This window comes from Xanthomonas codiaei (genome assembly GCF_002939785.1).
In the GTDB taxonomy this organism is placed as follows: Bacteria; Pseudomonadota; Gammaproteobacteria; order Xanthomonadales; family Xanthomonadaceae; genus Xanthomonas; species Xanthomonas codiaei.
The window spans coordinates 75311-101010 of sequence record NZ_MDEC01000006.1 but is presented as its reverse complement, the minus strand read 5'-3'; the positions used below and the strand labels follow the sequence as shown (position 1 = coordinate 101010).

Sequence of the window (25700 nt, the reverse complement as noted above, 5' to 3'; positions counted from 1 at the left end):
GGGCGCAAGCACAGCGCTTGGCTGCCGCTGCGCGGGATTGCGACAGCACCAAGCGAGCAGCGGTCAGGCGACATGGACAGCGCGCTCAGAAGCGGAGCGTGGGCATGGCCCATACCGATTCCCGGCACCGGCCGCGCCCGCCTGGGGGCTGCACAGCCGTTTCTTCAGCTGCCACAGGCCTCAGGCCAATGCACCAATGTGGCCTGGCACAGATAGCGGTGTCGAGCCGGGGTGCGGCATGGCACCAGCGATCTCTATCACCAACGCCAGTCCGCACGCTCCGTGCCCTGCCCGATCAGGCGTGGGCACGGCTTGCGCAAGTCGTTTCATTTCCCAGCGCCATACAGCGGCCGGCCACGGATTCCGGGCAGTTGACGCATCGGCGCAGATCACGGTGCAGCTGCCGCACACAGGACTCTGCTGTGCGCAGTCCATCCCACCCAGATCACTGCGGCGCAGCAGCCTTCGCCTGCACTGGCGTCAACACCAGGTCCTGGAAATCGAAGCTGAAATCGGTCAGCGGCGAGATCGCTTCCATGCGCATCTCGCGCACCGCACCATCGGGCGTCAGCGCGAAATTGACGAACGCATCGGCATTCAAGGAGCGGTCGTCCCAGCGCACGATGAAGCTGTCGTGCTGCCAGTGCTCCAGCGTGCCGACCAATTGTGCGGTCTTGGAGAACTGCAGGCGCAGCCGCTTGCCATCCTGGCGGATCACCACATCGCCGTACCATGGGTCGCGATAGGTGGCCGCGTAGCCGCGCAGCGGCAAGGACGGCGTGGAGCGTGCGGCGCGTGCCTCCAGGTGTTGCTTCCAGCTGGTGTCGGCATCACCGGCCGCCTTGTCCACCGCCTTCGCATAGGCCGCAATCCAGTCGGTGGGCGGCACCTGCAAGAACGCGTCCAGCACCTGCATCGTCACCGCGTTGAAGGCCGCGCCCACTTCCTGGTTGGTCAGCACCACCACACCGAGCGCCCGATCCGGCACCAGGGTCAACCGCGACACCATGCCCGGCCAGCCACCGGTGTGCCACACCAGCCGATGACCGCGGTAGTCGCTCAGGCTCCACCCCTCGCCATAGCCGGCAAAATTCGGGCGCGCGCCGGCCAGTTCGGGCACAGGGGGCTCGGCGACGTTGATCGGCGTGATCATCGACCACATCTGCTGCTGCCGCTTGGCACTGAACAGCGGTTGGCCATCCGGCAACACGCCGCCGGCCAGCTGCACCTTCATCCACAACGCCATGTCGTGCGCGCTGGCATAGATACCGCCGGCACCGGAGTTGTTGGACCAGGTCAACGGCGCCACGGTCCGCAATTGCGTGAAGTCGTACTTGGCGTGCCCCACCGCGGCCCGGTCGCCGGGCTGCAGGTGGTCGGCATTGAAGCGCGTGCCGCGCATGCCCACCGGCGCGAAGATGCGCTGCTGCACGAATGCGTCATAGGCTTGCCCGGAAACCTGCTCGATGACCTTCTGCGCCACCGCGTACAGGATGTTGTCGTAGGCATAGCGATCGCGAAACCCGCTCTTCAGCGGTACCTTGGCCAGCCGTTGCACCACTTCTTCGGTGGTATAGCTGGTGGTTGGCCAGAACAACAGGTCGCCCGCCCCCAGGCCCAGGCCACTGCGGTGCGCCAGCAGATCGCGGATGCGCATTTCTCCACTGACGTACGGGTCGGACATGCGGAACCACGGCAGGTGGTCGATGACCTTGTCGTCCAGCGAGAGCTTGCCTTCATCGGCCAGGATCGACAGCGAGGCCGCGGTGAACGCCTTGGTGTTGGAGGCGATCGCGAACAAGGTGTCGGCCTGCACCGGCTCGGGTTTGCCGATCTCGCGCACGCCATAGCCGCGCTCCAGCACCACCTGCCCGTCCTTGACGATGGCTACCGCAATGCCGGGCACGTCGAACTGCTTGCGCACGCGCTCCATCTGCGCATCGAACTGCTGCATGCCGGCCGGCAGCTCCGCTGCCTGCGTCGTTGTCACCAGGGTCGCCAGCATCAGCACGCCTCCCGTCAGCCATTGGTTCACACGCATTGCCACTCCCCCCTGGATCGATCAGAGCAGCCCGCCGCCACTGTCCAGCGCCAGTGGCAGCGCCGTCACCAGCACCCCGTTGCGATCGGCGTACAGCCAATGCCCCGGCACGAACGCCACCCCGGCGAAATTCACCGGCACATCCACCTCGCCGAGGTCGCGCCGCTCGGTGCGGCGCGGGCAGGCCGCCAGCGCCAGCACACCCAACGCCAAGCTGCCCAGGATCTCGACGTCGCGTACGCAACCGTGGATCAGCACGCCAGCCCAGCCGTTGGCAACCGCCTGCGCTGCGATCCGGTCGCCCAGCAAGGCATGTTTCAGCGAGCCCTGGCCGTCCACCACCAGTACCCGACCCTCGCCCGGCGCGGCTGCCAGTTCGCGCACCCGCGAGTTGTCTTCGAAGCAGCGCACTGTCGCGATAGGCCCGCAAAACGCATCGCGCCCACCAAAGTGGCGAAATAGCGGCTCGGCGATGCTCGCTTCCGGAAAACGGTCACACAGATCGGGCGTGGTCCAGGTCATCGATACGGTATCATGCGGCATTGCAGGCATGGTAGCCGGCTGCGCCGGCGTGCGGACGCTGGCACCTGCACTGTCGCGATGCGATGTGACGTGTGCACCAGGTGGAGCGCCGCCCATGGCGGGCGCGACCAGGGTTGCGCCCGCTGCGGTCGGTGACAGGCGGACAATCGCGCCCAGTGCCCTCATTCTCACGTCCCATCCAGTCCGGATGCGCAAGGCTATGAGCCGCGGCCGCGACCGGGCTGCCCGGCGCCGTCGCAATCGTGCACATCCCTGCCAGCGAGTACCACCACGATGACCGATCTGTTCGCTTCCACCCCATTCGCCCTGGAGGGCATCCACGTCGGCATCGGCGGCTGGGTGTACGCGCCGTGGCGCGCCGGCATGTTTTATCCGGAAGGGTTGGTGCAGCGGCGCGAGCTGGAATACGCCAGCCGCCAGGTCACCGCCATCGAAATCAACGGCACCTATTACGGCGCGCAGAAGCCGGCGACGTATGCGAAATGGCGCGACGAGGTGCCACCGGGATTCGTATTCTCCGCCAAGGCGCCGCGGCGCATCACCCAGTCGCGCAAACTGGCAGGCACCAAGGCCCAGGTGGAGGACTTCATCGGCGGGATTGTCGAGCTCGGCGACACGCTGGGCCCGCTCGTATGGCAGTTCGAGCACGGGCATCGCCTGCAGGCCGACGATCTGGATGCCTTCCTGGCACTGCTGCCCAGACGCGCGGGTGATCGTACGCTGCGCCATGTGCTGGAAATCCGCGATCCGGACGCGGTGGATGCATCGCTGCTGGCGCTGGTGCGTGACCATGGCGTCGCGACCGTGTTCACCGATTCGGACCAATACCCATCCTTCGCCGACCTGTCCACCGACTTCGTCTACGCACGACTGATGCGCAGCCAGGCGCGCCTGCATGCGGGTTACCCCGCGCCTGCGCTCGCACGCTGGGCCCAACGCATCCAGGCCTGGCGGCGCGGGGAAGATCCGGACGATCTGCCGCACATCCAGCACCCATCGAACGCGCGCGGTGCGGCGCGCGAGGTGTTCGTGTTCTTCATCAGTGCGGCGAAGGAGCGCAATCCGGCAGCGGCGATGGCGCTGTTGAAGGCACTGTCGGCAGATCAGGCACCTCGTTGACGTGCGTGCGGCAACCGTTTTTAACCATGGTGCGTGGCGGATTAAGGACGGATGCGATGACCGCACGCGTCTGCGGCTTGCCCTTGCTCTGTGTGGTCGCTGCTGCCGGGCGGACCGCGCGGCGTGCTTGCGGTGATTTGTGCTGTGCGTAACCCATGGCATTGCGGCACGGTTGTAGGGGAGGAGGCCAAGCCACTGGGTGTGTCATTTCTGGAGGCGCGTAGCGACGCGTTCGATCTCGCAGGCGGTGACAGCTTTGCGAGGCGCCCCCTCATCCGCCCCTGCGGGGCACCTTCTCCCGCGCGCGGGAGAAGGGAAAGCTGCAGTCCCTCGTTCGCCTGCAGCAGGACCCCTGCAGCGGCAAGCTCCTCGCCCGGCAGGAGAGCGGGTTCGGTGCGGCTTCCGTGCGCGGGGCTTGTCGCCGCAGGATTGCCGCGCCGCCCGGCGCCGGTACGATGCTTTTCGGCGACAATGGCGCATGCCCACCTCCGACCTGCGCAAGGCGCAACTGCAAATCCACTTCTGCGTCCTGCTCTGGGGAATCACCGCGATCCTGGGCAAGTTGATCACGCTGCAGGCGTTGCCGCTGGTGTGGTGGCGGATGTTGATCGTGGTCGCGGCGCTGGCGCTGTGGCCGCGTGTCTGGCGCGGGCTGCGTGGCCTGTCCGGGAAGGTGGTGCTGGGCTATTGCGGCATCGGTGCCCTGGTCGCACTGCACTGGCTCACCTTCTACGGCGCGATCAAGCTGGCCAATGCCTCGGTGGCGGCCACCTGCATCGCGCTGGCGCCGGTGTTCACCGCGGTGATCGAGCCCTGGGTGACACAGCGGCCGTTCCGCCCGCGAGAATTGCTGTTCGGCCTGGCGGTGCTGCCCGGCGTGGCGCTGGTGGTGGGCGGCGTGCCGGACGGCATGCGTGCGGGCGTGGTGGTAGGCGCGGTCTCCGCCGTCTTCGTCGGGCTGTTCGGTTCGCTCAACAAGCGCATGGTCGCGCATGCCGATCCGCTCACCGTCACCGCGCTGGAACTGGGCGCCGGCACGTTGACCCTGACCCTGCTGGCGCCGGCGATGCCGTTGCTGCTGCCATCGCTGCATGGCGATCTGCTGGTCATCCCCGGCCTGCGCGATGGCATCCTGCTGCTGGCCCTGTCGCTGGCCTGCACCCTGCTGCCATTCGCCCTGGCCCTGGTCGCACTGCGCCATCTGAGCGCGTATTCGGTGCAGCTGGTGACCAACCTGGAACCGGTCTATGCCATCGTGCTGGCCATCGCGCTGCTGGGCGAGCAGCGCGAGCTGACCCTGCAGTTCTATCTCGGCGTGGCGATCATCCTCGGCGCGGTGTTCCTGCATCCTGTGCTGGAACGGCGGCGCAAGGTGGTACACCCGGAACTGCTGGGCACCGCCGAAGCCAAGAACATCGTCGACTGAGTCCGCGCCCCGACAGCCCGCCACTCCGGGGGCCGACACGACGACGCGTGCGGCAGCAGCAGGCGCATGCCCGGTTTGCTCCGCGCTGCTGACATCTATGCCGGCGCCCTATCGGCCGGGCCATGCCTGCGACCAGCGGGCAGCTGCTCGCAGCTGTTGCGGTTCATCCAGCCGGACGCTTACCAATCGGTGCGCTGCGGCAGCAGCCCGCGCAATTCGGCGTCACTGAGATTGCGCCATTGCCCGGGCTTGAGCGCGGCCAGCTTGATGTTGTCGATCCGCACCCGGCGCAGCTGCGTCACACGGTAGCCGAACTCGGCGGCCATCAGGCGGATCTGCCGGTTCAAGCCCTGCTCCAGCACGATGCGAAACCCGAACTTGGCGATTCGCGCCGTGCGGCACGGCAAGGTGGTTTCGTTGTGGATGCGCACGCCGCGCGCCATGCCGCGCAAAAACTCGTCGGTGACCGGCTTGTTCACTGCCACCAGGTATTCCTTCCGGTGGCGGTTCTCCGCGCGCAGGATCTCGTTGACGATATTGCCGTTGCTGGTCATCAGGATCAGCCCTTCGGAATCCTTGTCCAGCCGGCCGATCGGGAAGATACGCTGCTCGTGGCCGACGAATTCCACGATATTGCCCTTGACCGAACTCTCGGTGGTGCAGGTGATGCCCACCGGCTTGTTGAGGGCGATATAGACGTGTTTGCGGCCGCCGGGTTTCCTGGCCTCGCGCGCGCGCAGCGGCTGGCCGTCCACCAGCACGGTGTCGTCCTCGCCCACCACCGCACCGGTGCCGGCCACCACGCCATTGACGGTGACGCGGCGTTCGCCGATCAGGCGGTCGGCCTCGCGGCGCGAACAGAAGCCGGTATCGGCGATATGTTTGTTGAGTCGGTTGGTCATTTGCCGATTATCGGCGATTCTCGGTGGCCGTGCGCCGTCGGCTGCAGGCGCCAGCACATTTCCTGCATGCGTGCCGGCTTGCGCGGCAGTGGCGCATTACCCAAACAACGCGTGCGTTCCCGAGATAACCGCACGCGTCGGGACGTCTGTCGGTAACGCGTTCGCGGCCTGGGCCGCTCCTACGCAGGTTTGCGTGCTCACTGCCATGCGTCGCGCGCCGCCGCCTCGGGTAGGAGCGCACCCGGGCGCGAAAGGCTTTCCCCAGACCCATCCGCTGCCGGCATCGTAAGAGCCGCATGGCCCGCCGGCAACGGCGATGACCTGCCCTAGCCGCCCACCATCAGCAGCGGCTGCGGCACGAACAGCTCTTCCAGCGGACACGGGCGATGCAGGCTGAATCCCTGTACCTGGCCCACCCCCGCTTCGCGCAGGCCGGGAATATCCGACTCAGACTCCACGCCCTCGGCCACCACTTCGATGCCCAACGCCAGGCCGACCTGGGCGATCGAATGCACCGCCGCGCGGTCCACTGCATCGTGTGCGTAGTTGCGCACGAAGCCGCAATCGATCTTCAGCACGTCCACGGTGAACTGCTTGAGATAACCGAACGAGGCCAGGCCACTGCCGAAATCGTCCAGCGCGACGTGGCAGCCGCGCGCGCGCACGCTCTGCACGAAGCGCTGCGCATGTTCCAGGTCGCCGATCACCGCGGTTTCGGTGATTTCCATGCACAGCTTGGGCACCAGCGCGGGATAGCGTTCGAACAGGGCGCAGACGAAATCGAGGAAATCCGGCTGCGCGATCGACTGCGCGGACAGGTTGACGTGGCACAGGTCCAGCGTGGCCACATGCATCGGGTTGGCGGCCAGCTGCGCGCACAGGGTTTCCAGCACGTAGGCATCGACCATGCGCCCCAGCCCGTAGCGCTCCACCGCCGGCAGGAATTCGCCTGGACTCAGCACCCGCCCGTCGCGCGCGCGCATGCGCACCAGCACTTCGTACTGCAGCCGTGCGGGGTCGCTCAGCACCTGGATCTTCTGTGCATACAGCAGCAGGCGCTCCTCGGCGATGGCCTGCTGCACGGCGCTGATCCAGCCGCCATCGTGGCGACGTCGCGCCAGTGCGAGATCGTTTTCGTCCAGGCAACGGATGCGGTTGCGGCCTTCCTCCTTGGCCGCGAAACAGGCCAGGTCGGCCGCGGTCATCAAGGCATTGACGTCGCTGGCGCCCTGGCGGATCTCCACCACGCCGAAGCTGCAACTCGGCGTCAGCGGCCGGCCGTCCTGGTGGCTCCACGGCTGCCCGAGCACGCCATGCATGCGCTCCAGCAGCGCTTGCGCCCGCACCAGGTCGGTATTGGCCAGCAGGATCGCGAACTCGTCGCCACCCAGCCGCCCCAGCCAATCGCCGGGACGTAGCTGCATGGTGATGACATCGGCGAAGTGGCACAGGAACTTGTCGCCGACCGCATGCCCGAAGGTGTCGTTGACCAGCTTGAAATGATCCAGGTCGACGAAGCACAACGCATGGCACAGCTGCGGCGATTGCGGCGGCTCGATCAGCCGCAGCAGGCGGCGCTCGATCTCGCGGCGGTTGATCAGGCCGGTCAAGGCATCGTGGCGCGCGTGGAAGGCGACCTCGTCGGCCAGTTCGTGCGCGTGCGAGACATCCTCGATCACCGCCAGCACCAGCGTGGGCTCTTCCGGGCCAGGCTCCACCAGCGAGGCGCTCCAGCGGCCCCACATCACCCCGCCATCGGCGCGCAGAAAGCGCAGCTCGCCCGATTGCATCAGGCGCGGCCAGTCGATCATGCCGCGGCCATCCAGCACGATGTCGTCCGGATGCATTACCTGCGCCAGCGTGCAGCCCGGCAGTTCGTCCGGGCGGTAGCGCAAGATATTGGCCAGCGACGCATTGGCGTCCAGCACGCGGCCGCGCAGGTCGAACTTGACCATGCCCAGCGCGGCCTGCTGGAACGCGGTGCGAAAGCGGCCCTCGTGCGACAGCAGGTAATCGCGGATGCGGCGCATCGCCAGCACGCAGGTGATCAGCACCAGCAACAAGGTGGCCAGGCTGCAGATCACCATCACGTCGTGCAGCAGGCGCGCGCAACGGGTCAGCAGGACCAGGAATTCGGCCGCGTCGCTGCGCATGCGCGCGTCCAGCAGGTGCAACTCCTCGCGCAGCGCCTGCAACGTGCGCGGGTCCGGCTTGCCGGTGGCCTGCGCCGAGGCGGCACGGTCGGCCAGCGCACTCAGTTGCAGGATGTCGGCGTCGGTGCGCTTCCACAGCGCAATCGCCTCGCCCAGATACGGTACGCCCTGGCCATAGCGGTACAGCCGCACCATCTGCGGCATGTCCTCAGGGGCATTGCGGCCAGCGGCCAGGCCGGCATGCACCGCGTCCCAATCGATCACCGGCTGCTCGACCGCGATACGCGCAGAGCGATCGCCCAATGGCACTTCCAACGCGCGGCAGGCTGCCTGCAGGTCGGCCGGATCGCCGCTGCCCAGGTACCGTTCCAGCCAGTAGACCGATTCCTGCTGGGCCTTGGACCACTGGCTTTCGCCAACGATCCAGGCGGTTGCGCCGGACTGGATCTCGATCACCAGCGCCGAGCCCACTGCCATGACCACCGCCATGCCGATCAGCAGCGCCAGCGGCAACGTCAGCCAGCCGCGGACCAGGTGCAGGGTCTGCCCACCACTCTTGCGCGCTGACTGTGCCATTGCCATACGTCCTTCACTGCCCCAGTGCGATTCAGGCGCCCAGTGGGCGCCTGTAGGCAGTAGCGGCCGCCACGGCGCAGTCTGTATGGCCGGGCCCGCTTGGCGGGACGCGGGTACAGGTGGCGGAGCCGGTCGATCCTGGGTCCGTGCGACCGCCTCGGGACGAGGGACGGCGCGCCGGCGCTGCTATGTCATTGAGAACATAGTGATTCCGGCGATGCGCTACGGACCCAGCCCGCGATGCCACTGCCGGTGGCGGCCTGAAACGGCCAATACCACCTCGCAATCAGCCGTCGGGGTGGATGTGGCCGATGCACTCGGAACCGCGGGGCACGCGCAGTGCATGCCGATCTCCGGCACCAGCCGCGTGCGCCTGGCGGCGGCGCAGCCGGCATGTGACCCGCGCTTACTCGCCGCGCGGCTTGGGCGGGCCCTTGCGGTGCGGCGCGCCGGTGCGGTCCATCGGACGCCCCGGGCCATTCGGACGGCCGGAGGGCTTGCCGCCCCGCGGGAAGCGCGGCTTGGACGGCCCTGCGGCCGCCTCGCCGTCTTCCAGCCTGCGCATGTTGAGCTGCTGGCCGGATACCCAGACCTTCTTCAGGTGCTGCAGCAGTTCGCGCGGCATGTCGGCCGGCAGGTCCAGGATCGAGTAATCGTCCTGGATGTCGATGCGGCCGATGTAACGGCTTTCCAGGCCGGCCTCGTTGGCAATCGCGCCGACGATGTTGGCCGGCTTCACGCCATGGCTGTGGCCCACTTCGATGCGGTAGCTCTCCATGCCGAACTCCGGCTCGCCACGCGGCGCCGGCTCACGGCGCGGACGCTCGCCGGCGACGTCGCCACGCGGCGGACGCGACGCGCGCTCGCCGTCGGCGCGCGGGCCGCGCTCGAACTTGGGCTCGAAGCGCGGGCGATCGCCACGATCGGCACGCTCATGACGCTCGCGCGGCGCGGTGTCCTCGCGCGCAGCACGCACCGGCGGGGTCAGCAGGAATGGCGCATCGCCCTGCAGCAGCTTGGCCAGCGCGGCGGCGATGTCGATCGCCGGCACATTGTTTTCGGCCTCGAAGCGCTGCAGCAGGTCGCGATACAGCTCGATCTGGCCACCGGCCAGGGTCTCGCTGATGCGGCTCATGAAGCGCGCCACGCGGGTGTCGTTGACCGCATCCACGCTGGGCAATTGCATTTCTTCGATCGGCTGGCGGGTGGCGCGCTCGATCGACCGCAGCATGCCCTTCTCGCGCGGGGTGACGAACAGGATCGCCTCGCCGCTGCGGCCGGCACGGCCGGTACGGCCGATGCGGTGCACATAGCTTTCGGTGTCGTACGGAATGTCGTAGTTCAGCACGTGGCTGATGCGCTCCACGTCCAGGCCGCGCGCGGCCACGTCGGTGGCGACCAGGATGTCCAGCTTGCCGTCCTTGAGCTGGGCGATGGTCTTCTCGCGGGCTGCCTGCTGCATGTCGCCGTTGATGGCGGCTGCGGCCATGCCGCGCGCCTGCAGCTTCTGCGCCAGTTCCTCGGTCGCCGCCTTGGTGCGGGCGAAGATGATCATGCCGTCGAACGGCTCCACTTCCAGGATGCGGGTCAGCGCGTCCAGCTTGTGCAGCCCGCTCACCCACCAGTAACGCTGGCGGATATTGGCCGAGGTGGTGGTCTTGGCGGCGATGGTGACTTCGGCCGGATCCTGCAGATAGGTCTGCGCGATACGGCGGATGGCCGGCGGCATGGTGGCCGAGAACAGCGCTACCTGGCGCTGCTCGGGCAGCTTCTTGAGCACGGCCTCGACGTCGTCGATGAAGCCCATGCGCAGCATTTCGTCGGCCTCGTCCAGCACCAGCGTCTTCAGCTGCGACAGGTCCAGGGTGCCGCGGTCCAGGTGATCGATCACCCGGCCCGGGGTGCCCACCACCACGTGCACGCCGCGCTTGAGCGCACTGAGCTGCTGGGCATAGGGCTGGCCGCCGTAGACCGGCAATACGCGAAAGCCGGGAATGGCTTCGGCATATTTCTGGAACGCCTCGGCGACCTGGATGGCCAGCTCGCGGGTGGGGGCCAGCACCAGCGCCTGCGGCTTGACCTGGTTCAGGTCGGCATTGGACAGCACCGGCAGCGCGAACGCGGCGGTCTTGCCGGTACCGGTCTGGGCCTGGCCGAGCACGTCGCGGCCGGCCAGCAGCGCCGGAATAGTGGCGGCCTGGATCGGCGACGGGGACTCGTAGCCGACGGCGGCAACGGCCTTCATCACAGCGTCCGAGAGGCCGAGATCTGCAAACAGCAGCGGCGCGGAAGATTCTTGGGTCATGGGTAACTCCGGAGGCGCCGCACGGAGCCGGCAGGCGCAAAGCAGCATAGTGTGCGCCCTTACCCCCCCTGCTGTCGAAGGGCCGTGACAGTCCGTTCAGGTTGTGAGGATTTGCCCGCGCCGGCGAATCATCCCTTCAAACCGTCCCTCTCTCCTCTTCACGCCCTGCCCCATGCCCCTGGACACAGACCTCCAAGCCCGTTTCAGCAGCCTGCTGCAGCAGCATCGCGGCATCGTGCTGAAAGTGGCGGCCAGCTATTGCCGCGACCGCGACGACCGCGACGAGCTCGCCCAGGAAATCGCCGCCCAGCTGTGGCGGGCATTCCCCAGCTACGACCCGGGCCGGCGCTTTTCCACCTGGATGTATCGCATCGCGTTGAACGTGGCGATCAGCGACCTGCGCGGCCGCAGCCGCATGCCCGGCGAACCGGTCGCGCTGGATGCGGTGGTCGATGGCATCGCCGATCCGCTGGCGCACGATCCCGCCCACGAGCAGCAGGTGCACGCGCTCTATGCCTTCATCGCGCAACAACCGCCGCTGAACCGTGCGTTGCTGCTGCTCTATCTGGACGAGCACAGCTACCGCGAGATCGGCGAGGTGCTCGGCATCAGCGAGACCAATGTCGCCACCAAACTCAGCCGCCTGAAGGCGCGCATTCGCGCCGACCTCTGACCCTACCACCGCACCGGAGCCGTCATGGAACTGGATGACATGCAACACGCCTGGACCACCCTGGAACACCGCTTGGACCAACAGGCCGCGCAGATCGGCCACCTGCGTGGCGCGCTGCACGGCCACGCCGCGCGCAGCAGCCTGCGCCCGCTGTGGCTGAGCCAATCGGCGCAGCTGCTGTGCGCCGTCGCGCTGGGCAGCGTGGTGGCACACAGCTGGGGCGGCAGCGACGGCGTCGCGGCGGTCATCGGCGGCGTACTGCTGCAGCTGTGGTGCGTGGCGCTGGCGCTGTCGGCAGTGCGGCAACTGCAGTTGCTGGCGCGGCTGGACTTTGCCGGGCCGCTGCTGCAGACCCAGCAGGCGCTGGCGCAGTTGCGCCGCTGGCGCACGCGGGTGGCGCCCTGGCTGGGAGTAGCGTTTTGGGTCCTGTGGGTGGCGGTGGCCGATAGCCTCTGGCGCAGGTTCACCGGTGTCGGCCTGCCTCACGGGTGGCTGCTGCTCAACGGGGTCTTTGGGGTGATCGGCATCGTCGGCACTTGGTATGGCTACCGGCGTCTGCAGCGCGCGCGCCATCCCTGGCTGGATCGCCTGGACGACGCACATGCCGGGCCCGGCATCACCCGTGCAACCCGCCTGCTGGAGGAGATCGCGCGCTTCCGGCGCGAGTGAGCGGAAGCGGTGGCGGCGCGCGCGCCTGCACCCGCAGCGCGCCACGGCCATCTTCGCTGCGCATCGCGGCCCTGCTTGGTGGTGGTATTGCCGGCTGCCGCACGCGGATAATCGCCCTCTTTCGGTCAAGAAGCGCAGCATGCAGATCCTGGAATTCGACATCGACGGCGAGTACATCGAGCTCCACCAGTTGCTCAAGCTGGCCGGCCTCGCCGACAGCGGCGGCCAGGGCAAGGCGATCGTAGCCAGCGGTGCGGTCAACGTCGACGGCGCGCAGGAGCTGCGCAAGACCGCCAAGATCCGGCCCGGCCAGGTGGTGCAGCTGGAAGATGTGGAAATTCGCGTGATGGCGATGGACCCGGACGCGGCGCCGAGCGAATGAAGGTGGTGGAGATCGGCCGGCGCAACATCGCCCCCTCGGCCGACGCCTCCGAGCACGACATCCATGTGTTTTCGATCGCCATCGGCTCGGCAACGCCGTTCTGGTTGGAGCACTCCCTGCGCGGTGGCCATGCCGAGCGTGGCGGCTGCAGCATGCTGGCCCTGCACGAAGTGGAAGGCTGGTGCGGCGACTGGCGCGCGGAGATGACCAGGGCCGGCTGCGCCTGGGCGATTGCGCTACTGGAACAGGCCTTGCGCAGCGGCGATGCGCAGGCCGCGATCGAGGCGATCGTTGCGCAGGTGGACGCATCGGCCTGACGCCGCCCGCCCCCGGCAAGCTGCGGGCACTGCGCGTGATCGACCAACCCATCGCGCGATCGCGCGTGAGCGGTCCCTGCTACGCGACATCGCGCCTTGCCCGACCGGCATGATGCGAGACGCACGATGCGATGGTTTCAACGCGATCGCGTGATGGGATCAAACGCCGCGTTGGGTCAGATGCGCAGCAATCGCCCGCTTGAATGGCGCCACCGCGTGCGCGGCCCGCAGCGCACCACTGCGGGCAAGCCGCGCCGGCAGGCGATCGTCGGTGTAGAGCGCCGCCAGGGCATTGGTGGCCTCGTACAAGGGGCGGGTGGCGAAGCGATGCGCGCGCTCGTAGTCGTGCAGCAGCGCGGCGCTGCCGATGTCCCGCCCGCTGGCCGCCGCCCGACGCACGCGCTCGGCCAGGCGTGCCTGGCTCTGCAGTCCGAAGTTGAATCCGTGGGCGGTGACCGGATGCATGCCCACCGCCGCATCGCCGATCAACGCCGCGCGCGCGCTCACGAAGCGCTGTGCATAGCTGGCGATCAACGGATACGCATGCCGGCTGCCCTCCTGCTCCATCGGACCCAGGCGGTGCTCGAACGCATCGGTCATCGCAGCGCCGAATCGCACGGCGTCGAGCGCGAGCAAGGCCTCGATCCGTCGCGGCGGCAAGGTCAGTACCGCACCAGCACGCTGGCCATGCAGCGGCAGCAATGCCAGCGTCTTGCCATAGCCGAACCATTCCCACGCCGCGTGATGATGCGGCAGCGCATGCCGCATGCGACACACCAGCATGGTCTTGCCGAAGTCGCGCAGTTGCGCACCGATGCCAAGCAGGCGCCGGGTACTGGAAAACCGGCTGTCGGCAGCCACCAACAGACGCGCCGACAGTCGCTGGCCATCGGACAGTTCGACGTGCACGCGGGTGCCGCCATGCTCGATCGCGCGCACGCTGCAACCGCAACGCAGCTCCAGCCCGGCCTGCCCCTGCACTGCCTGCCACGCCGCGCGCCGGATCAGGTGATTGGGCACCAGCCAGCCGAGATCGCCCGCGCCGGGCGCAGACGCAGCGAAGGTCAACGCGAATGGCGAGTGCCCGTCCATGACCCGCGCATCGCGCAGAGGCGACACTGCTTCAGCCGCGAATCGCTGCCAGCTGCCAGATTGCTGCAGCAGGGCGCGCGAGGCATGGGTCAGCGCGATCTCGCGCCCATCGAAGGCGGGGTCGGCCAGCTGCGCATACGGCTGCTGATCGACCAGCAGCACCGACAGGCCGGTGCCAGCCAGCGCGCGCGCAAAACTCAGACCCACCGGACCTGCACCAACGATCGCGATATCCACCTTTTGCATGCTGTGCATCCATGAGTATCGATGCAGCAAGTCTAGAGCCGGCAGCCTGCGCAGCGCTTGATCCAGATCAAGCGCTGCATCGCCCAGGCGTGTTTGCAGCCCGTCGACCCGCGCCGCCAGCGCTGGCCAGACAGCGCCAGCATCGCGGCCGGCGTCGGATCAGATACCCAGCAGCGCACGCACCAGTTTGATGATGCCCCAGAACGACACCACCCAGATCGCACTGCGCAGGTAGGGAATCCCGACCGCATAGACCGGCACATAGGCCACGCGCGCCCACAGGTACAGCTGCACCGCCAGTGCAGTCTCCGCGCTGGTACGCCCCGCCACGCTCACCGCCAGCACCGCAGCTGCGAAGATCGGAAAGGTCTCCAGATAGTTGCGGAATGCGCGGTCCAGGCGGGCCGCCACACCGGTCAGCGGCTTGGCGTCGCCATCGCGGGCGCTCGCGTTCCACTTGGTGCCGCGCTGGGCGGTCATGCTGGCCGAGGCGGCCAGCAGCTGCACCAGGCCGAGCACCATGGCCCAGCCCAGCATCTGCAGTTCGATCGTCATTTGCATGCGCGTCTCCTGGCCGAATGCCGCATCATTTCACCGCCGTACGCAGGCTGTAGCCCGCCACACGCCAGGTCTTGTCCTCGTCCAGACGGAACGACACCAGCTCGCGCACCGGCTGCGGCGCATTGGCGAACCGGGTCGGGAAACTGACGTTGACGTACAGCCCTTCGGGCACCTGTGCGCCAGGACCGTATTTCACCCGTGTCACCGAGCTCTGGCCGCGCCCGACGACTGCCCCCAGGCGCGCGCGCTCGCCGCCCAACTGCGCCACGAAGGCATCGCGCTTGACCGCAGTCTTGGCCACGCGGGAGGCGCCATCCCAGATCGCGTCGGCCTTGTTGGTGTCGACCATCTGCGCCACGCGCAGGGCGGCCTGGGTCATCTCCACGTCCTGCTTGGCCACCTGTGCCTGTTGAGCAGGGCTCAGCGCCGGCGCTGCCGGCGTGTTCGCCGCAGCCGCTGGTTGCGGCGTGGCCGCAGTCCGCGTGGCAGGTGCCGGTTGTGCCGCAGCTGCGGTGGCGGCGCGGCTGGAAGGCTGCGGTTGTTGCGCAAACACCAGCGCTGGAGCGAACACCAGCGCAACAAGCAAACGAGGACGACGCATGGACAAGCACCTTGTACTGGATCGGATGAAAGGGTGAGCCGCACACCGTGCGACCAGTGGCGCAGTCTATGCCGCGCCCTGTGCAAAACAAGCAACGAGTGCGATCACCTGCAATGAGCGACACACCCGGCAGATCGCCGGTCGAATCGGACGGGTGGCGGACTCAGGACCAATGCGTTCGGGGAACGGTCGAGTGCAGTTGCCGCTGGAGGTGCGCAGGCGTGGCTGATGAAACATCGCCAGCAGTCATCAATGCCTGGACGGCGCGCAGGAGCTGGAGCGCGCCTGATACGTGAGGATTTCAAGCCGCTGCCGCATCGGCCCGAGACCTGTGCAGTCGCTGTGGCAACTGCCCTAGGCCTCGCCTCCCGGTGCCGGTGGTACCGCCGCCACGCCGCGCGGCCGCCACAGTCGCCAGCTCACCCAGAACGCGCGCGCAATGGCCGCGATCAATGCCGCCAGGCTCAGCCACATCGCCAGCGTGGCCGGCCATTGCTCGCGCATCGCCTCGGCGGCCAGACGCAGCAGTTCGGCCACGCCGAAACCGACCAGCACCAGCAACGCCGATGGCAGGTACGCCAGTAAAACGCCTTTGGTCTTGCCTCGCATACTGCCCCCCGACCCGGTTGTATGCGGCGACCATAAGCAGCGCCCAGTGCGATACGCGTGAAAGCTGCAGCGGCCTCAACCGCCGGCGGGCGCAGGCGTCGAAGGATCTGCCTGTGCAGCATCCCGGGCCGGTTCGGCGGCCGGCGCGGGCGGCTGCATGGCATCGGCCGGCGCCCCAGTTTGCGTATCCAGCGCCGGCGTGACCGGCAGGGCCGCCGCATCGGTTTCGGCCAGCGGGCTTTCTTCCGGGCAGGCCGCATCGGGAAAGCCGAAGCGCTGTTTCAGGGCCAGACCGCAGGCGTTGACCGCATCCAGATCCGCACCCTCGCCTTTGCACTTCTGGTCGAACGCCACCAGGAACGCGTCCTTGCGGCGCACGAACGCATCGCCACACTTGCGCATCTGGCGGATGCGTTCCAGATCGTCCTGCACGGCATTGGTGCCGTCCAGGCCGTATTCGCGCAACTTTTCCATAGTGAGCAGGCGCAGGCTGCGGTTGGGCACGGTCATCATCAAATCCGCCACTGCCACCGCCACGCCGTTGCGCTCCAGATAATCCTTGACGTTGCCGTAGACCTCGCGCAGCTCGCGATTGAGCTCCGCCCGCGAGGTCGCCTTGGAGCTGATCCGCATCATGCGGTGGATGCCCACCTTGCCCGCCACCAGGCGGTTGTCGCCGGCCGCCAGCACGAACACGCAGGCGCTGTGGCAGATCGAGCCTTCGCGCACCCAGATGGTCCAGCTGGATTCGCCGATGGTGTCGCCGGCGCGGATCGCCGCTTCCACCTGGCCGCCGCTGGAATCCAGGTCCAGGATGCGATGCGGCAATTTCCACTGCTCGGCCACTGCGGCCAGCCGCCACACCAGCGCCGCGAAACCGGCATTGATCTTGCCCGCGTAGCGTACCCGCACCAGACCGGTCTCGCGGCATGGCGCCAGCGCCGCCTCGACGCTGGCGCGGTCCAGCGCCGGCAGTAAGGTGCCATCGCCGGCCTCCTTGCCGTAATCGGTGGCGCAGCTGATCCAAGCCTGGCCCGCTTCCAGTTCCGCCTTCGGCCAACCCGCCTCGCCAACCTGCGCATGCAGGCGCGGCGGCGCGACCGGCTCGGGCGTATCCACCGACACCATATGGTCGCCGTCGCCGACCTGCGTCACTCCGGTCTGCTGCGCCTCGGCAGCATCGGCGGACGTACCGCCGCGGTCGCAGGCAACCAGCAGGAACACGCAGGCAAGTGACAGGCAAAACGGTTTGAGCATGAGCGGGGGTGGGAACGCGACGGAGATCACTTTCAGTCTATGGCTGAAGCGGTCAAGGATTTGACCGCGCCATGAACATGCTCCATCTGGAGCACGCCACGCTTGCGCAATCCTGTCCGAAAACGGCCAGCCGGTGCGGTGGCAAGGGCATAGACTTGCGCCATGCAGATGATCACGCCCGACCGGACCCAATGCGACCGCGCCCGCCTGGCGCGCGATGCGCGCTTCGACGGGCTGTTCTTCACCGCGGTGCGCAGCACCGGGATCTATTGCCGTCCGGTGTGTCCGGCGCCGCCGCCAAAGCCGGCCAATGTCAGTTACTACCCCACCGCTGCTGCAGCCAGCGCGGCCGGCTACCGGCCGTGCCTGCGCTGCCGGCCGGAGTTGTCGCCGCAGGCGCAGCAGCATCTGGGCGAAGAGAGCGTGCAGCGCGCCTTGGCGATGATCGCCGACGGCGTGTTGCAGGAGCAGCCGGTGCAGCGCCTGGCCGATGCGGTGGGTATGAGCGCACGGCAGCTGCAACGGCAGTTCGTGCAGCAGCTCGGCGCCACGCCGATCCAGGTGCACGGCACGCGCCGGCTGCTGCTGGCAAAGCAGTTGCTCACCGAGACCGCCTTGCCGGTGACCGAGGTCGCGCTGGCAGCTGGCTTCAACAGCCTGCGTCGGTTCAACGCGGCGTTCCTGGAAGGCTGCGGAATGCCGCCGTCGGCGTTGCGCAAGCAGCGCGCCGAGGTGCCGGGCGGCGAACTCACGCTGCGCCTGAGCTATCGGCCGCCGCTGGACTGGCCGGCGATGCTGGCATTTCTGCAGCGCCGGGCGATCCCCGGCATCGAGCAGGTCGATGCCGGCAGCTACCGGCGGGTGATCGGCTCGCCCGGCCACGCCACCTCGATCGAGGTCGCGCCGGCGCCGCAGCGCGCAGAACTGCTGCTGCGCATCGGCGCCACCGATCCGCGCCGGATTCCGCAGATCGTGCGCCGCGTGCGCCGCGTGTTCGACCTGGATGCCGACCTGCAGGCCGTGCACGCCACGCTTGCGGCCGAACCGCTGCTGGCCGAGGCAATCGCACGCCGGCCCGGCCTGCGCGTGCCCGGCGGCTGGGATGGTTTCGAGACCGCGGTGCGCGCGGTGTTGGGCCAGCAGATCAGCGTGGCCGGTGCGGCCACGCTGGCGGCGCGGCTGGTGGAGCGCCACGGCGGCCGGCACGCCGACATGCCGCCGGGTCTGGATCGCAGTTTTCCCACGCCCGAGCAACTGGCCGAGGCGCCGCTGGAACAGCTGGGGCTGCCCGGCGCACGCGCCGCCACGTTGCGCGCACTGGCCTGCGCCTGCGCACAGGGCCGGCTGCATTTCGGCGCCGGCCAGCGCCTGTCCGAGTTCGTCGCCGCATGCGTCGCCCTGCCCGGGATCGGGCCGTGGACGGCGCACTACATCGCCATGCGTGCGCTCTCGCACCCGGATGCGTTTCCGGCCGGCGACCTGATCCTGCAGCAGGTGCTCGGCGCGCCGCTGCGGCTGAGCGAACGTGCTACCGAGGCGCGCTCGCAGGCCTGGCGCCCGTGGCGCGCCTACGCCGTGCTGCACCTGTGGCATCTCGCCGCCGACCGCAAGGAATCCCGCCCATGAGCACCGTGCATTACGACATCTTCCCGTCGCCGATCGGAGCGCTCACCGTGGCCGCCGACCAGGCCGGCGTGCGCCATATCCTGTTCGCACAGAACCGTTACGACGCCGCCGGACGCGCACGCTGGGTGCACGATCCGGACGCCGCGCTGGTGCGCGAGGCACGCGAGCAATTGCTCGATTATCTGCATGGCGGGCGGCGCCGGTTCGACCTGCCGCTGGCGCCGCTGGGCACGCCCTTCCAGCTCGAGGTCTGGCACACGCTGGCGCAGATTCCGTTCGGCCAGACCTGGAGCTATGCGCAGCTGGCGCAGGCGGTGGGCCGCCCCGCTGCCAGCCGCGCGGTAGGCGCGGCCAACGGGCGCAATCCGCTGCCGATCGTGCTGCCCTGCCATCGGGTGATCGGCGCCAACGGGGCGTTGACCGGTTTCGGCGGCGGACTGCCGACCAAACAGGCCTTGCTGCAACTGGAAGGTTGGTCGCCGCAGCCGATCGCACGCGCGGGCGATCTGTTCGCCGGCGCTCCCGGCGCACACTCGCGATGACTTCGCGACGTCATCGCAGCGCCGTACACTGGCCGGCATGATCCAACGACGTCTTGTGTTCACCGCGGCGGCCACGGCCCTGCTCGCGGCCTGTTCCAGCCAGCCCCTCCAGCGCGACGCCACGGCGCCGCCCGCCAGCGCATCGGCGCCGCCGGCCGCCACGGCGGCAGCCAATGATGCCCCGCATACCTTGCTGCTGATCTCCATCGATGGCCTGCGTGCGGACATGCTCGATCGCGGCATCACCCCGACGCTGTCGCAGCTGGCGCGCGATGGCGTGCGTGCGCGCTGGATGACGCCGTCGTATCCGTCGCTGACGTTTCCCAACCACTACACGCTGATCACCGGCCTGCGGCCCGACCACCACGGCATCGTGCACAACAGCATGCGCGACCCGGCACTGGGCGGCTTCTGGCTGAGCAACCAGGAGGCGGTGGGCGATGCACGCTGGTGGGGCGGCGAACCGCTGTGGGTGGGCGCCGAGCGCGCCGGCCTGCGTGCGGCCACCTGGTCATGGCCGGGCAGCGAAGCGGCGATCCAGGGCGTGCGCCCCTCGCAGTGGCGCCATTACGAAGAAGGCGTGAGCCTGGACGCACGCGTGGACGCGGTGCGCGGCTGGCTCAAGGCCGACGGTGCCCAGCGCAATCGCCTGGTCACGCTGTACTTCGAACACGTGGACGAAGCCGGCCACGACCACGGCCCGGAATCGCACCAATACGCCGACAGCGTGCGCGCAGTGGATGCGGCCATCGGCAGGCTGCTGGACGGCATGCAGCGCGACGGCACCCGCGCGCGCACCAACATCATCGTGGTCTCCGACCACGGCATGGCCGAGGTGCCGCCCGGCCATGCCATCGGCGTGGAGGCCATGGCGCCGCCCAGCCTGGCCACCGCCACCACCGACGGCCAGGTGATCGGCTTCGTGCCACTGCCGGGACAACAGGCCAAGGCCGAAGCACACCTGCTCGGCGCGCATGCGCACTACGACTGCTGGCGCAAGGCGCAATTGCCGGCGCGCTGGCATTACGGCACGCACCCGCGCATTGCGCCCATCGTGTGCCAGATGCACGAAGGCTGGGATGCACTGTTCCCGGACAAACTGGCCAAGCGTCCGCAGCAGGGCATGCGCGGCTCGCACGGCTTCGATCCGGCGCTGCCGTCGATGCGCGCGGTGTTCGTGGCGCAAGGCCCGGATCTGGCGCAGGGCAAGACCTTGCCGGGTTTGGACAATGTCGATGTGTATCCGCTGATGACGCGCCTGCTGGGCATCGAGGCCGCGCCCAACGACGGCGACCCGGCCGCACTGTTGCCGGCATTGCGCGTGCAGCCACCTCCGGCGCGTTGACCCGCCACCGCCGCGTCGGTGCGACAATGGCGCGATGTCTGCTCCCGACCCATTGCCGCGTCGCCTGCGGCCGTTGTTGTCCAGCGAAGGCTGGCGTCGCCGCGCCGCATTGTGGGGCGGCGCGATCGCGGTGGCCTTGGTCGCCATCGTGTTCGCCAAGGCCAGCGATGCCGCCTTCCACCTGTTCCAGCGCATCACCGCGCATTCGATCTGGTGGGCGCTGCTGCTGACCCCAGGCATCTTCGCCCTGCTCGCCTGGCTCACCTCCGGCGCCTTGCGGCCCACCCGCGGCAGCGGCATTCCGCAGGTCATCGCCGCGCTGGAGCATCCGGACCCGGCGTTTCGCGACAGCAACCTGTCGCTGCGCGTGTCGGTCGGCAAGCTCGCCTTGACCACCCTGTCGCTGCTGGGCGGCGCCTCGGTCGGGCGCGAAGGCCCCACCGTGCATGTGGGCGCCAGCCTGATGCATGTGTTCGGGCGCTGGTTCGGCTTCCACGATCCGCGCGAGCTCTCGCACTTCCTGCTGGCCGGTGGTGCGGCCGGCATCGCGGCGGCGTTCAACACCCCGCTGGCCGGCGTGGTGTTTGCGATCGAGGAACTGAGCGGGCGCTTCGAGCACCGCTTCTCCGGCACCTTGCTCACTGCGGTGATCGTCGGTGGCGTGGTGTCGCTGGGCCTGCTGGGCAGCTACACGTATTTCGGCAAGGTGGCGGTGGCGCTGCCGTTGGGCCGTGCATGGCTGGCGATCGGGTTGTGCGGCAGTGTGGCCGGCCTGCTCGGCGGCGTGTTCGCGCGGCTGGTGCTGGCCAGCGTCAGCGGCAAGCCGCGCTGGCTGGGTGCGTTGCGGCGGCGCCATCCGGTGCTGCTGGCCGCCGTGTGCGGCTTGGCGCTGGTCGGCTTGGCGCTGGTGTTCGGGCAAGGCGCCTTCGGCACCGGCTACGAGCAGGCGCGCAGCCTGGTGCAGGGGCATGCGGTGGTCGGCCACGAATTCGGCCTGATGAAGCTTCTCGCCAACCTGGTGTCTTACCTGGCCGGCATCCCGGGCGGCCTGTTCTCGCCGGCGCTGGCGGTGGGCGCGGGCATCGGCCACAACCTGTCGGTGCTGATGCCCGGCGTGGACCCGCGCACCTTCGTGCTGCTGGGCATGTGCGCCTACCTGACCGGCGTGACCCAGGCGCCGCTGACCTCGGCGGTGATCTCGCTGGAGCTCACCGACACCGGCCAGATGCTGCTGCCGATCCTGGCCACGGTGCTGATCGCCCGTGCGGTATCCGGGCTGGTGTGCAAGACGCCGATCTATCGCGGGCTGGCCGAACAGTTGCTGACCCCGGCGGCCAAACAGCCAGTGCCGGCAGCGGGCCGAGCTCACTAGCGAGGCCGCGCCATTGAGGCGCGCAGGCGGTGCTCGATGCATCACCGACAGCAGCCATGGATGCCATGGCGCGAGCCACCATCGAGTGTCTTGCGCCGATTCGCAACGGCGGCCGGTGGCGCTGACGCGCCGGCGGGTCCACGCGGAGCAGCCTCGCTCCAGGCTCGCCAGCAGGCAGACCAACAGCATGTTGCGCTGACCTCGGACATAAAAAAACGCGGCGCAAGCGCCGCGTTCTTCAGGTCGCAAAGCGGGCTGGAATCAGCTGGCCTTGGCAACGGTCTTCTTGGCAACAGCCTTCTTGGCCGGGGCCTTGACCACGCCCTTCTTGGCAACCGGCGCAGCTGCACCCACGACAACCTTGCTCACCGCGTGCGAACGCGAATTGCCGTAGCTGGCGTTGTAGCGCTTGCCCTTGGCGGTCTTACGGTCACCCTTACCCATTTCGTCGACTCCTGAATGTGAATACAAATTCCCGTGCTGGCACGGGTCTGGCGAGGGTTGCACCGAGCGGCGCCCTCGCGCAAGGCCGGCAAGACTATCACGTCGCCCGCGGGCGGCGCAGCTTGCTCCGCCCTGCTTCAGCGACCGCCCGGCCCCGGGGAAGGAACAACGACCGCCGGAACCTGGGTGCATTGTCGCAGCGAATGTCGGCGCCCAAGCAAGCCGCGGCGCGGCCGTGCTTCAACGCGTGTCAGTGCGCGCAGCTGGCGTCGTGGACATGGCCATGTCCATGGTTGAGACGCAGGTTGACCAGGTGCGCGATGCCGACCAGCGCACCGCCCAGTGTCATCACCACCGCATGCGGCACCACCGAATGATGCAGCGGGTCGTACAGCAGGCCCAGCCACAGCAGCGCCAGGCCCGGCAGCAGTAGCGCCAGGGCGTGCAAGGCCTTGTGGCGGCGATAGCCCAGCACCAGGCTGAACAAGCCCAGCAGGCTGACGAACACGACGATGGCCAGCTCCACTCCATCGCCCAGCCAGAACGACAGGCCCAGCGACGGTGCCAGGGCCAGCACCAGCGGCAATACCGCGCAGTGCACGGCGCACAGCAGCGAGCCGGTGGCACCGAAGCGGTCCAAAAAGTGGCGAAGGGTACGTAACGGCATGACTTCCAGCAGGGGCTCGCAGCGACGTGGAATAATATAACATCTTCCTCGTCCCAGGCCCGCACCACTGCATCGCGCAGCGTGGGACTTGTCCGTCGGCACAGCAGGCAAGCTGCGCCATCCCATTGATATACAGTAACATTTCCGAGAGTTCGGTCGATATGTCCCCCTCCCTCGCTACCTCGCTGCGCCGCTCCACCCTGTCGCTGGCACTGACCAGCCTGCTGACGCCCGCCCTGGCCATGGCCGAGGATGCCCCGGCATCTCCCGATCCACAGACTCCGCCGTCGTCGGATACGCGGCACGACGCCAGCCCGTCCAGCGGCCGCCATATCAAGGATCTGGACAAGGTCGTGGTGACCGCCAGCCCGCTGCGCGATGCCGCCGGCGAGCTGAGCCGCCCGGTCGAGGTACTCGCCGGCGAGCGTCTGGACGAAGTGCGCAGCGAGAGCCTGGGCGAAACCGTGGCCAGCCTGCCGGGCGTGCAGAGTTCCAACTTCGGCCCGGGCGTGGGCCGGCCGATCATCCGTGGCCTGGATGGCCCGCGCGTGGCAGTGCTGCGCGACGGCCTGTCCACCCAGGACGTGTCCACGGTCAGCCAGGACCATTCGCCGGCCATCGAGCCGTTCTTGGCCAACCAGATCGAAGTGCTCAAGGGTCCATCCACCCTGCTCTACGGCTCCGGCGCGATCGGCGGCGTGGTCAACGTGGTCGACGGGCGCATCGCCGAGACCCCGGTGGACGGCTTCAGCGGGCGCGCCGAAGTGCGCTTCGACGGCGGCGACAAGGACGGCAATACCGACATGTTCCGCGTCGATGCCGGCAACGGCAGCGGCCTGTCGATCCACGCCGACGGCGTGTACCGCAACCAGAACGACTACGACACGCCGCAGGGCCGCCAGCTCAACAGCTGGATCGATTCCAAGGTCGGCTCGATCGGCGCCTCGCTGTCCGGCGACTGGGGTTTCGTCGGCGTGTCCGCATCGCGCTTCCGCGACAACTACGGCAATCCGGGCGAGCCGGGTGATCCGTCCATCGGCGAGCGCGGCGTGTCGTTGAAGCTGCAGCAGGACCGCTACGACCTCAAGGGCGGGCTCACCGATCCATGGGGCGAAGGCAGTGCGCTGCGCTACAGCTTCGGCCACACCGACTACGCGCATACCGAGTTCGAAGGCGACGAAGTGGGCACCGTGTTCACCAAGCGCGCCAACGAGGGCCGCGTGGAAGCCTCCTTTACCTTCGGCGGCGGCTGGCAGACCGCGTTCGGCCTGCAGGGCAGCGACACCACTTTCCAGGCGATCGGCGAAGAATCCTTCGTGCCCAAGACCGATACCCGCTCGCTCGGCGCCTTCGCGGTGGCGCGCAACAGCTGGGAACGGGTGAGCGCCGAGGTCGGCGCACGCGTGGACAAGGTCAAGTACCAGACCGACACCGGCGTGGACCGCGATTTCACCCCGACCAGCTTCTCGGCCAGCGGCAGCTTCCGCTTCAACGAACAGTGGCGCCTGACCGCCAACCTGGACCACGCCGAACGCGCACCGGCCGAGGAAGAACTGTTCGCCAACGGCCCGCACATCGCCACCCTCGCCTTCGAGATCGGCGACGCCGACCTGAAGACCGAGAAGGCCAACCAGGCCGAGCTGGGCCTGAACTTCCAGAACGACTGGGTGGATGCCAAGGTGGCGGCGTACTACAACCGCTACAACGACTTCGTCTACATCGTCGACACCGGCGGCCAATGGTTCAACGAGGAAGACAACGACTTCCTGCCGATCCGCCAGTGGACGCAGGCCGATGCGATCTTCCATGGCTTCGAAGGCGAAGCGACCTTCCACCTGGCCAACAACGACACCGGCGCCTGGGACCTGCGCGTGTTCGGCGACACCGTGCGTGCGCGCCTGAGCGATGGCGGCAACTTACCGCGCATCGCGCCCGGCCGGGTCGGCGCACAGATGCGCTGGAATGCCGATGCATGGCGCGCCTCGATCGGCGCCACCCGCACCCTGAAGCAGGACAAGGTAGCCGTGAACGAAACCCCGACCGACGGCTACACCTTCGTCGATGCGCACCTGGCGTATCACATGGACCATGGCAGCACCGCATGGGAAGTGTTCCTGGATGGCAACAACCTCACCAACCAGGATGCACGCGTGCACACGTCCTTCCTCAAGGACGATGTGATGCTTCCTGGCCGCAACGCCTCGTTCGGCGTGCGGTTGTTCTTCTGACGGC

At 68.3% G+C, this 25700-nt stretch carries 23 protein-coding genes; 11 read left to right on the top strand and 12 right to left on the bottom strand.

Annotated elements, in window-relative coordinates; genetic code table 11:
- Positions 1-445: 445 nt before the first annotated feature.
- Both XcodCFBP4690_RS06255 and rraA read right to left on the bottom strand, forming a co-directional pair.
- The gene (locus XcodCFBP4690_RS06255; RefSeq protein WP_146091850.1) at positions 446-2041 is read right to left on the bottom strand and encodes a serine hydrolase; all 1596 of its coding nucleotides are present in this window, start codon (positions 2039-2041) and stop codon (positions 446-448) included.
- A 21-nt stretch (positions 2042-2062) separates the two neighbouring features.
- Positions 2063-2563, bottom strand: a complete 501-nt coding sequence (gene rraA / locus XcodCFBP4690_RS06250; RefSeq protein WP_104540210.1) for a ribonuclease E activity regulator RraA — start codon at positions 2561-2563, stop codon at positions 2063-2065.
- 294 nt (positions 2564-2857) lie between these two features.
- Here rraA and XcodCFBP4690_RS06245 point away from each other — a divergent pair, with 294 nt between their 5' ends.
- The gene (locus tag XcodCFBP4690_RS06245; RefSeq protein WP_104540135.1) at positions 2858-3703 is read left to right on the top strand and encodes a DUF72 domain-containing protein; all 846 of its coding nucleotides are present in this window, start codon (positions 2858-2860) and stop codon (positions 3701-3703) included.
- 478 nt (positions 3704-4181) lie between these two features.
- On the top strand, positions 4182-5129 hold the full coding sequence (locus tag XcodCFBP4690_RS06240) for a DMT family transporter (protein WP_104540134.1): 948 nt from the start codon (positions 4182-4184) through the stop codon (positions 5127-5129).
- A 179-nt stretch (positions 5130-5308) separates the two neighbouring features.
- On the opposite strand, the gene XcodCFBP4690_RS06235 is transcribed toward XcodCFBP4690_RS06240, so the two are convergent.
- From XcodCFBP4690_RS06235 to XcodCFBP4690_RS06225, 3 genes are all read right to left on the bottom strand, one after another.
- Entirely contained in the window at positions 5309-6031 is a 723-nt protein-coding gene (locus XcodCFBP4690_RS06235) for a pseudouridine synthase (protein WP_104540133.1), read from the bottom strand.
- Positions 6032-6357: 326 nt separating this feature from the next.
- Positions 6358-8760 carry a putative bifunctional diguanylate cyclase/phosphodiesterase gene (locus XcodCFBP4690_RS06230; protein ID WP_146091849.1) on the bottom strand — a complete coding sequence of 801 codons (2403 nt, stop codon included), beginning with the start codon at positions 8758-8760 and terminating at the stop codon, positions 6358-6360.
- Positions 8761-9166: 406 nt separating this feature from the next.
- Positions 9167-11065, bottom strand: coding sequence for a DEAD/DEAH box helicase (locus tag XcodCFBP4690_RS06225; RefSeq protein WP_104540132.1), 1899 nt, complete (start codon positions 11063-11065; stop codon positions 9167-9169).
- A 172-nt stretch (positions 11066-11237) separates the two neighbouring features.
- Between XcodCFBP4690_RS06225 and XcodCFBP4690_RS06220 the strand changes: the two genes are divergently transcribed.
- From XcodCFBP4690_RS06220 to XcodCFBP4690_RS06205, 4 genes are all read left to right on the top strand, one after another.
- Positions 11238-11738 (top strand): RNA polymerase sigma factor, encoded by a 501-nt coding sequence (locus XcodCFBP4690_RS06220; RefSeq protein WP_104540131.1) that lies wholly within the window; start codon positions 11238-11240, stop codon positions 11736-11738.
- A 24-nt stretch (positions 11739-11762) separates the two neighbouring features.
- Positions 11763-12407, top strand: coding sequence for a hypothetical protein (locus tag XcodCFBP4690_RS06215; RefSeq protein WP_104540130.1), 645 nt, complete (start codon positions 11763-11765; stop codon positions 12405-12407).
- Between the two features lie 139 nt (positions 12408-12546).
- Positions 12547-12789, top strand: a complete 243-nt coding sequence (locus tag XcodCFBP4690_RS06210) for an RNA-binding S4 domain-containing protein (RefSeq protein ID WP_104540129.1) — start codon at positions 12547-12549, stop codon at positions 12787-12789.
- Positions 12786-13106 carry a hypothetical protein gene (locus XcodCFBP4690_RS06205; protein WP_104540128.1) on the top strand — a complete coding sequence of 107 codons (321 nt, stop codon included), beginning with the start codon at positions 12786-12788 and terminating at the stop codon, positions 13104-13106. Before XcodCFBP4690_RS06210 ends, XcodCFBP4690_RS06205 begins: the two co-directional genes overlap by 4 nt.
- 159 nt (positions 13107-13265) lie before the next feature.
- Here XcodCFBP4690_RS06205 and ubiM read toward each other — a convergent pair whose 3' ends face one another.
- The 5 genes from ubiM to XcodCFBP4690_RS06180 all read right to left on the bottom strand — a co-directional run bounded on the left by ubiM (position 13266) and on the right by XcodCFBP4690_RS06180 (position 17472).
- Positions 13266-14444, bottom strand: a complete 1179-nt coding sequence (gene ubiM / locus XcodCFBP4690_RS06200) for a 5-demethoxyubiquinol-8 5-hydroxylase UbiM (RefSeq protein ID WP_104540208.1) — start codon at positions 14442-14444, stop codon at positions 13266-13268.
- A 159-nt stretch (positions 14445-14603) separates the two neighbouring features.
- Positions 14604-15005: an MAPEG family protein gene (locus tag XcodCFBP4690_RS06195; protein WP_104540127.1), complete on the bottom strand. Its 402-nt coding sequence runs from the start codon at positions 15003-15005 to the stop codon at positions 14604-14606.
- Between the two features lie 25 nt (positions 15006-15030).
- The gene (locus XcodCFBP4690_RS06190; RefSeq protein WP_104540126.1) at positions 15031-15606 is read right to left on the bottom strand and encodes a DUF4019 domain-containing protein; all 576 of its coding nucleotides are present in this window, start codon (positions 15604-15606) and stop codon (positions 15031-15033) included.
- A gap of 354 nt (positions 15607-15960) precedes the next feature.
- Positions 15961-16215, bottom strand: a complete 255-nt coding sequence (locus XcodCFBP4690_RS06185) for a hypothetical protein (protein WP_104540125.1) — start codon at positions 16213-16215, stop codon at positions 15961-15963.
- A 75-nt stretch (positions 16216-16290) separates the two neighbouring features.
- Positions 16291-17472 carry a COG3904 family protein gene (locus tag XcodCFBP4690_RS06180; protein ID WP_104540124.1) on the bottom strand — a complete coding sequence of 394 codons (1182 nt, stop codon included), beginning with the start codon at positions 17470-17472 and terminating at the stop codon, positions 16291-16293.
- Positions 17473-17634: 162 nt separating this feature from the next.
- Here XcodCFBP4690_RS06180 and XcodCFBP4690_RS06175 point away from each other — a divergent pair, with 162 nt between their 5' ends.
- The 4 genes from XcodCFBP4690_RS06175 to XcodCFBP4690_RS06160 are packed head-to-tail and all read left to right on the top strand — an operon-like array spanning position 17635 to position 22357.
- On the top strand, positions 17635-19098 hold the full coding sequence (locus XcodCFBP4690_RS06175; RefSeq protein WP_104540123.1) for a DNA-3-methyladenine glycosylase 2: 1464 nt from the start codon (positions 17635-17637) through the stop codon (positions 19096-19098).
- Positions 19095-19640, top strand: a complete 546-nt coding sequence (locus tag XcodCFBP4690_RS06170) for a methylated-DNA--[protein]-cysteine S-methyltransferase (protein ID WP_104540122.1) — start codon at positions 19095-19097, stop codon at positions 19638-19640. The genes XcodCFBP4690_RS06175 and XcodCFBP4690_RS06170 overlap by 4 nt, the downstream gene beginning before the upstream one ends.
- Positions 19641-19677: 37 nt before the next feature.
- Positions 19678-20985, top strand: coding sequence for an alkaline phosphatase family protein (locus XcodCFBP4690_RS06165; protein ID WP_104540121.1), 1308 nt, complete (start codon positions 19678-19680; stop codon positions 20983-20985).
- A 34-nt stretch (positions 20986-21019) separates the two neighbouring features.
- On the top strand, positions 21020-22357 hold the full coding sequence (locus XcodCFBP4690_RS06160; protein ID WP_104540120.1) for a chloride channel protein: 1338 nt from the start codon (positions 21020-21022) through the stop codon (positions 22355-22357).
- 261 nt (positions 22358-22618) lie between these two features.
- Here XcodCFBP4690_RS06160 and XcodCFBP4690_RS06155 read toward each other — a convergent pair whose 3' ends face one another.
- Positions 22619-22801: a 30S ribosomal protein THX gene (locus XcodCFBP4690_RS06155; RefSeq protein WP_003487537.1), complete on the bottom strand. Its 183-nt coding sequence runs from the start codon at positions 22799-22801 to the stop codon at positions 22619-22621.
- Positions 22802-23051: 250 nt separating this feature from the next.
- The gene (locus tag XcodCFBP4690_RS06150; protein ID WP_104540119.1) at positions 23052-23468 is read right to left on the bottom strand and encodes a MerC domain-containing protein; all 417 of its coding nucleotides are present in this window, start codon (positions 23466-23468) and stop codon (positions 23052-23054) included.
- A gap of 161 nt (positions 23469-23629) precedes the next feature.
- Between XcodCFBP4690_RS06150 and XcodCFBP4690_RS06145 the strand changes: the two genes are divergently transcribed.
- Positions 23630-25696 carry a TonB-dependent receptor gene (locus XcodCFBP4690_RS06145; RefSeq protein WP_104540118.1) on the top strand — a complete coding sequence of 689 codons (2067 nt, stop codon included), beginning with the start codon at positions 23630-23632 and terminating at the stop codon, positions 25694-25696.
- Positions 25697-25700: the final 4 nt, after the last annotated feature.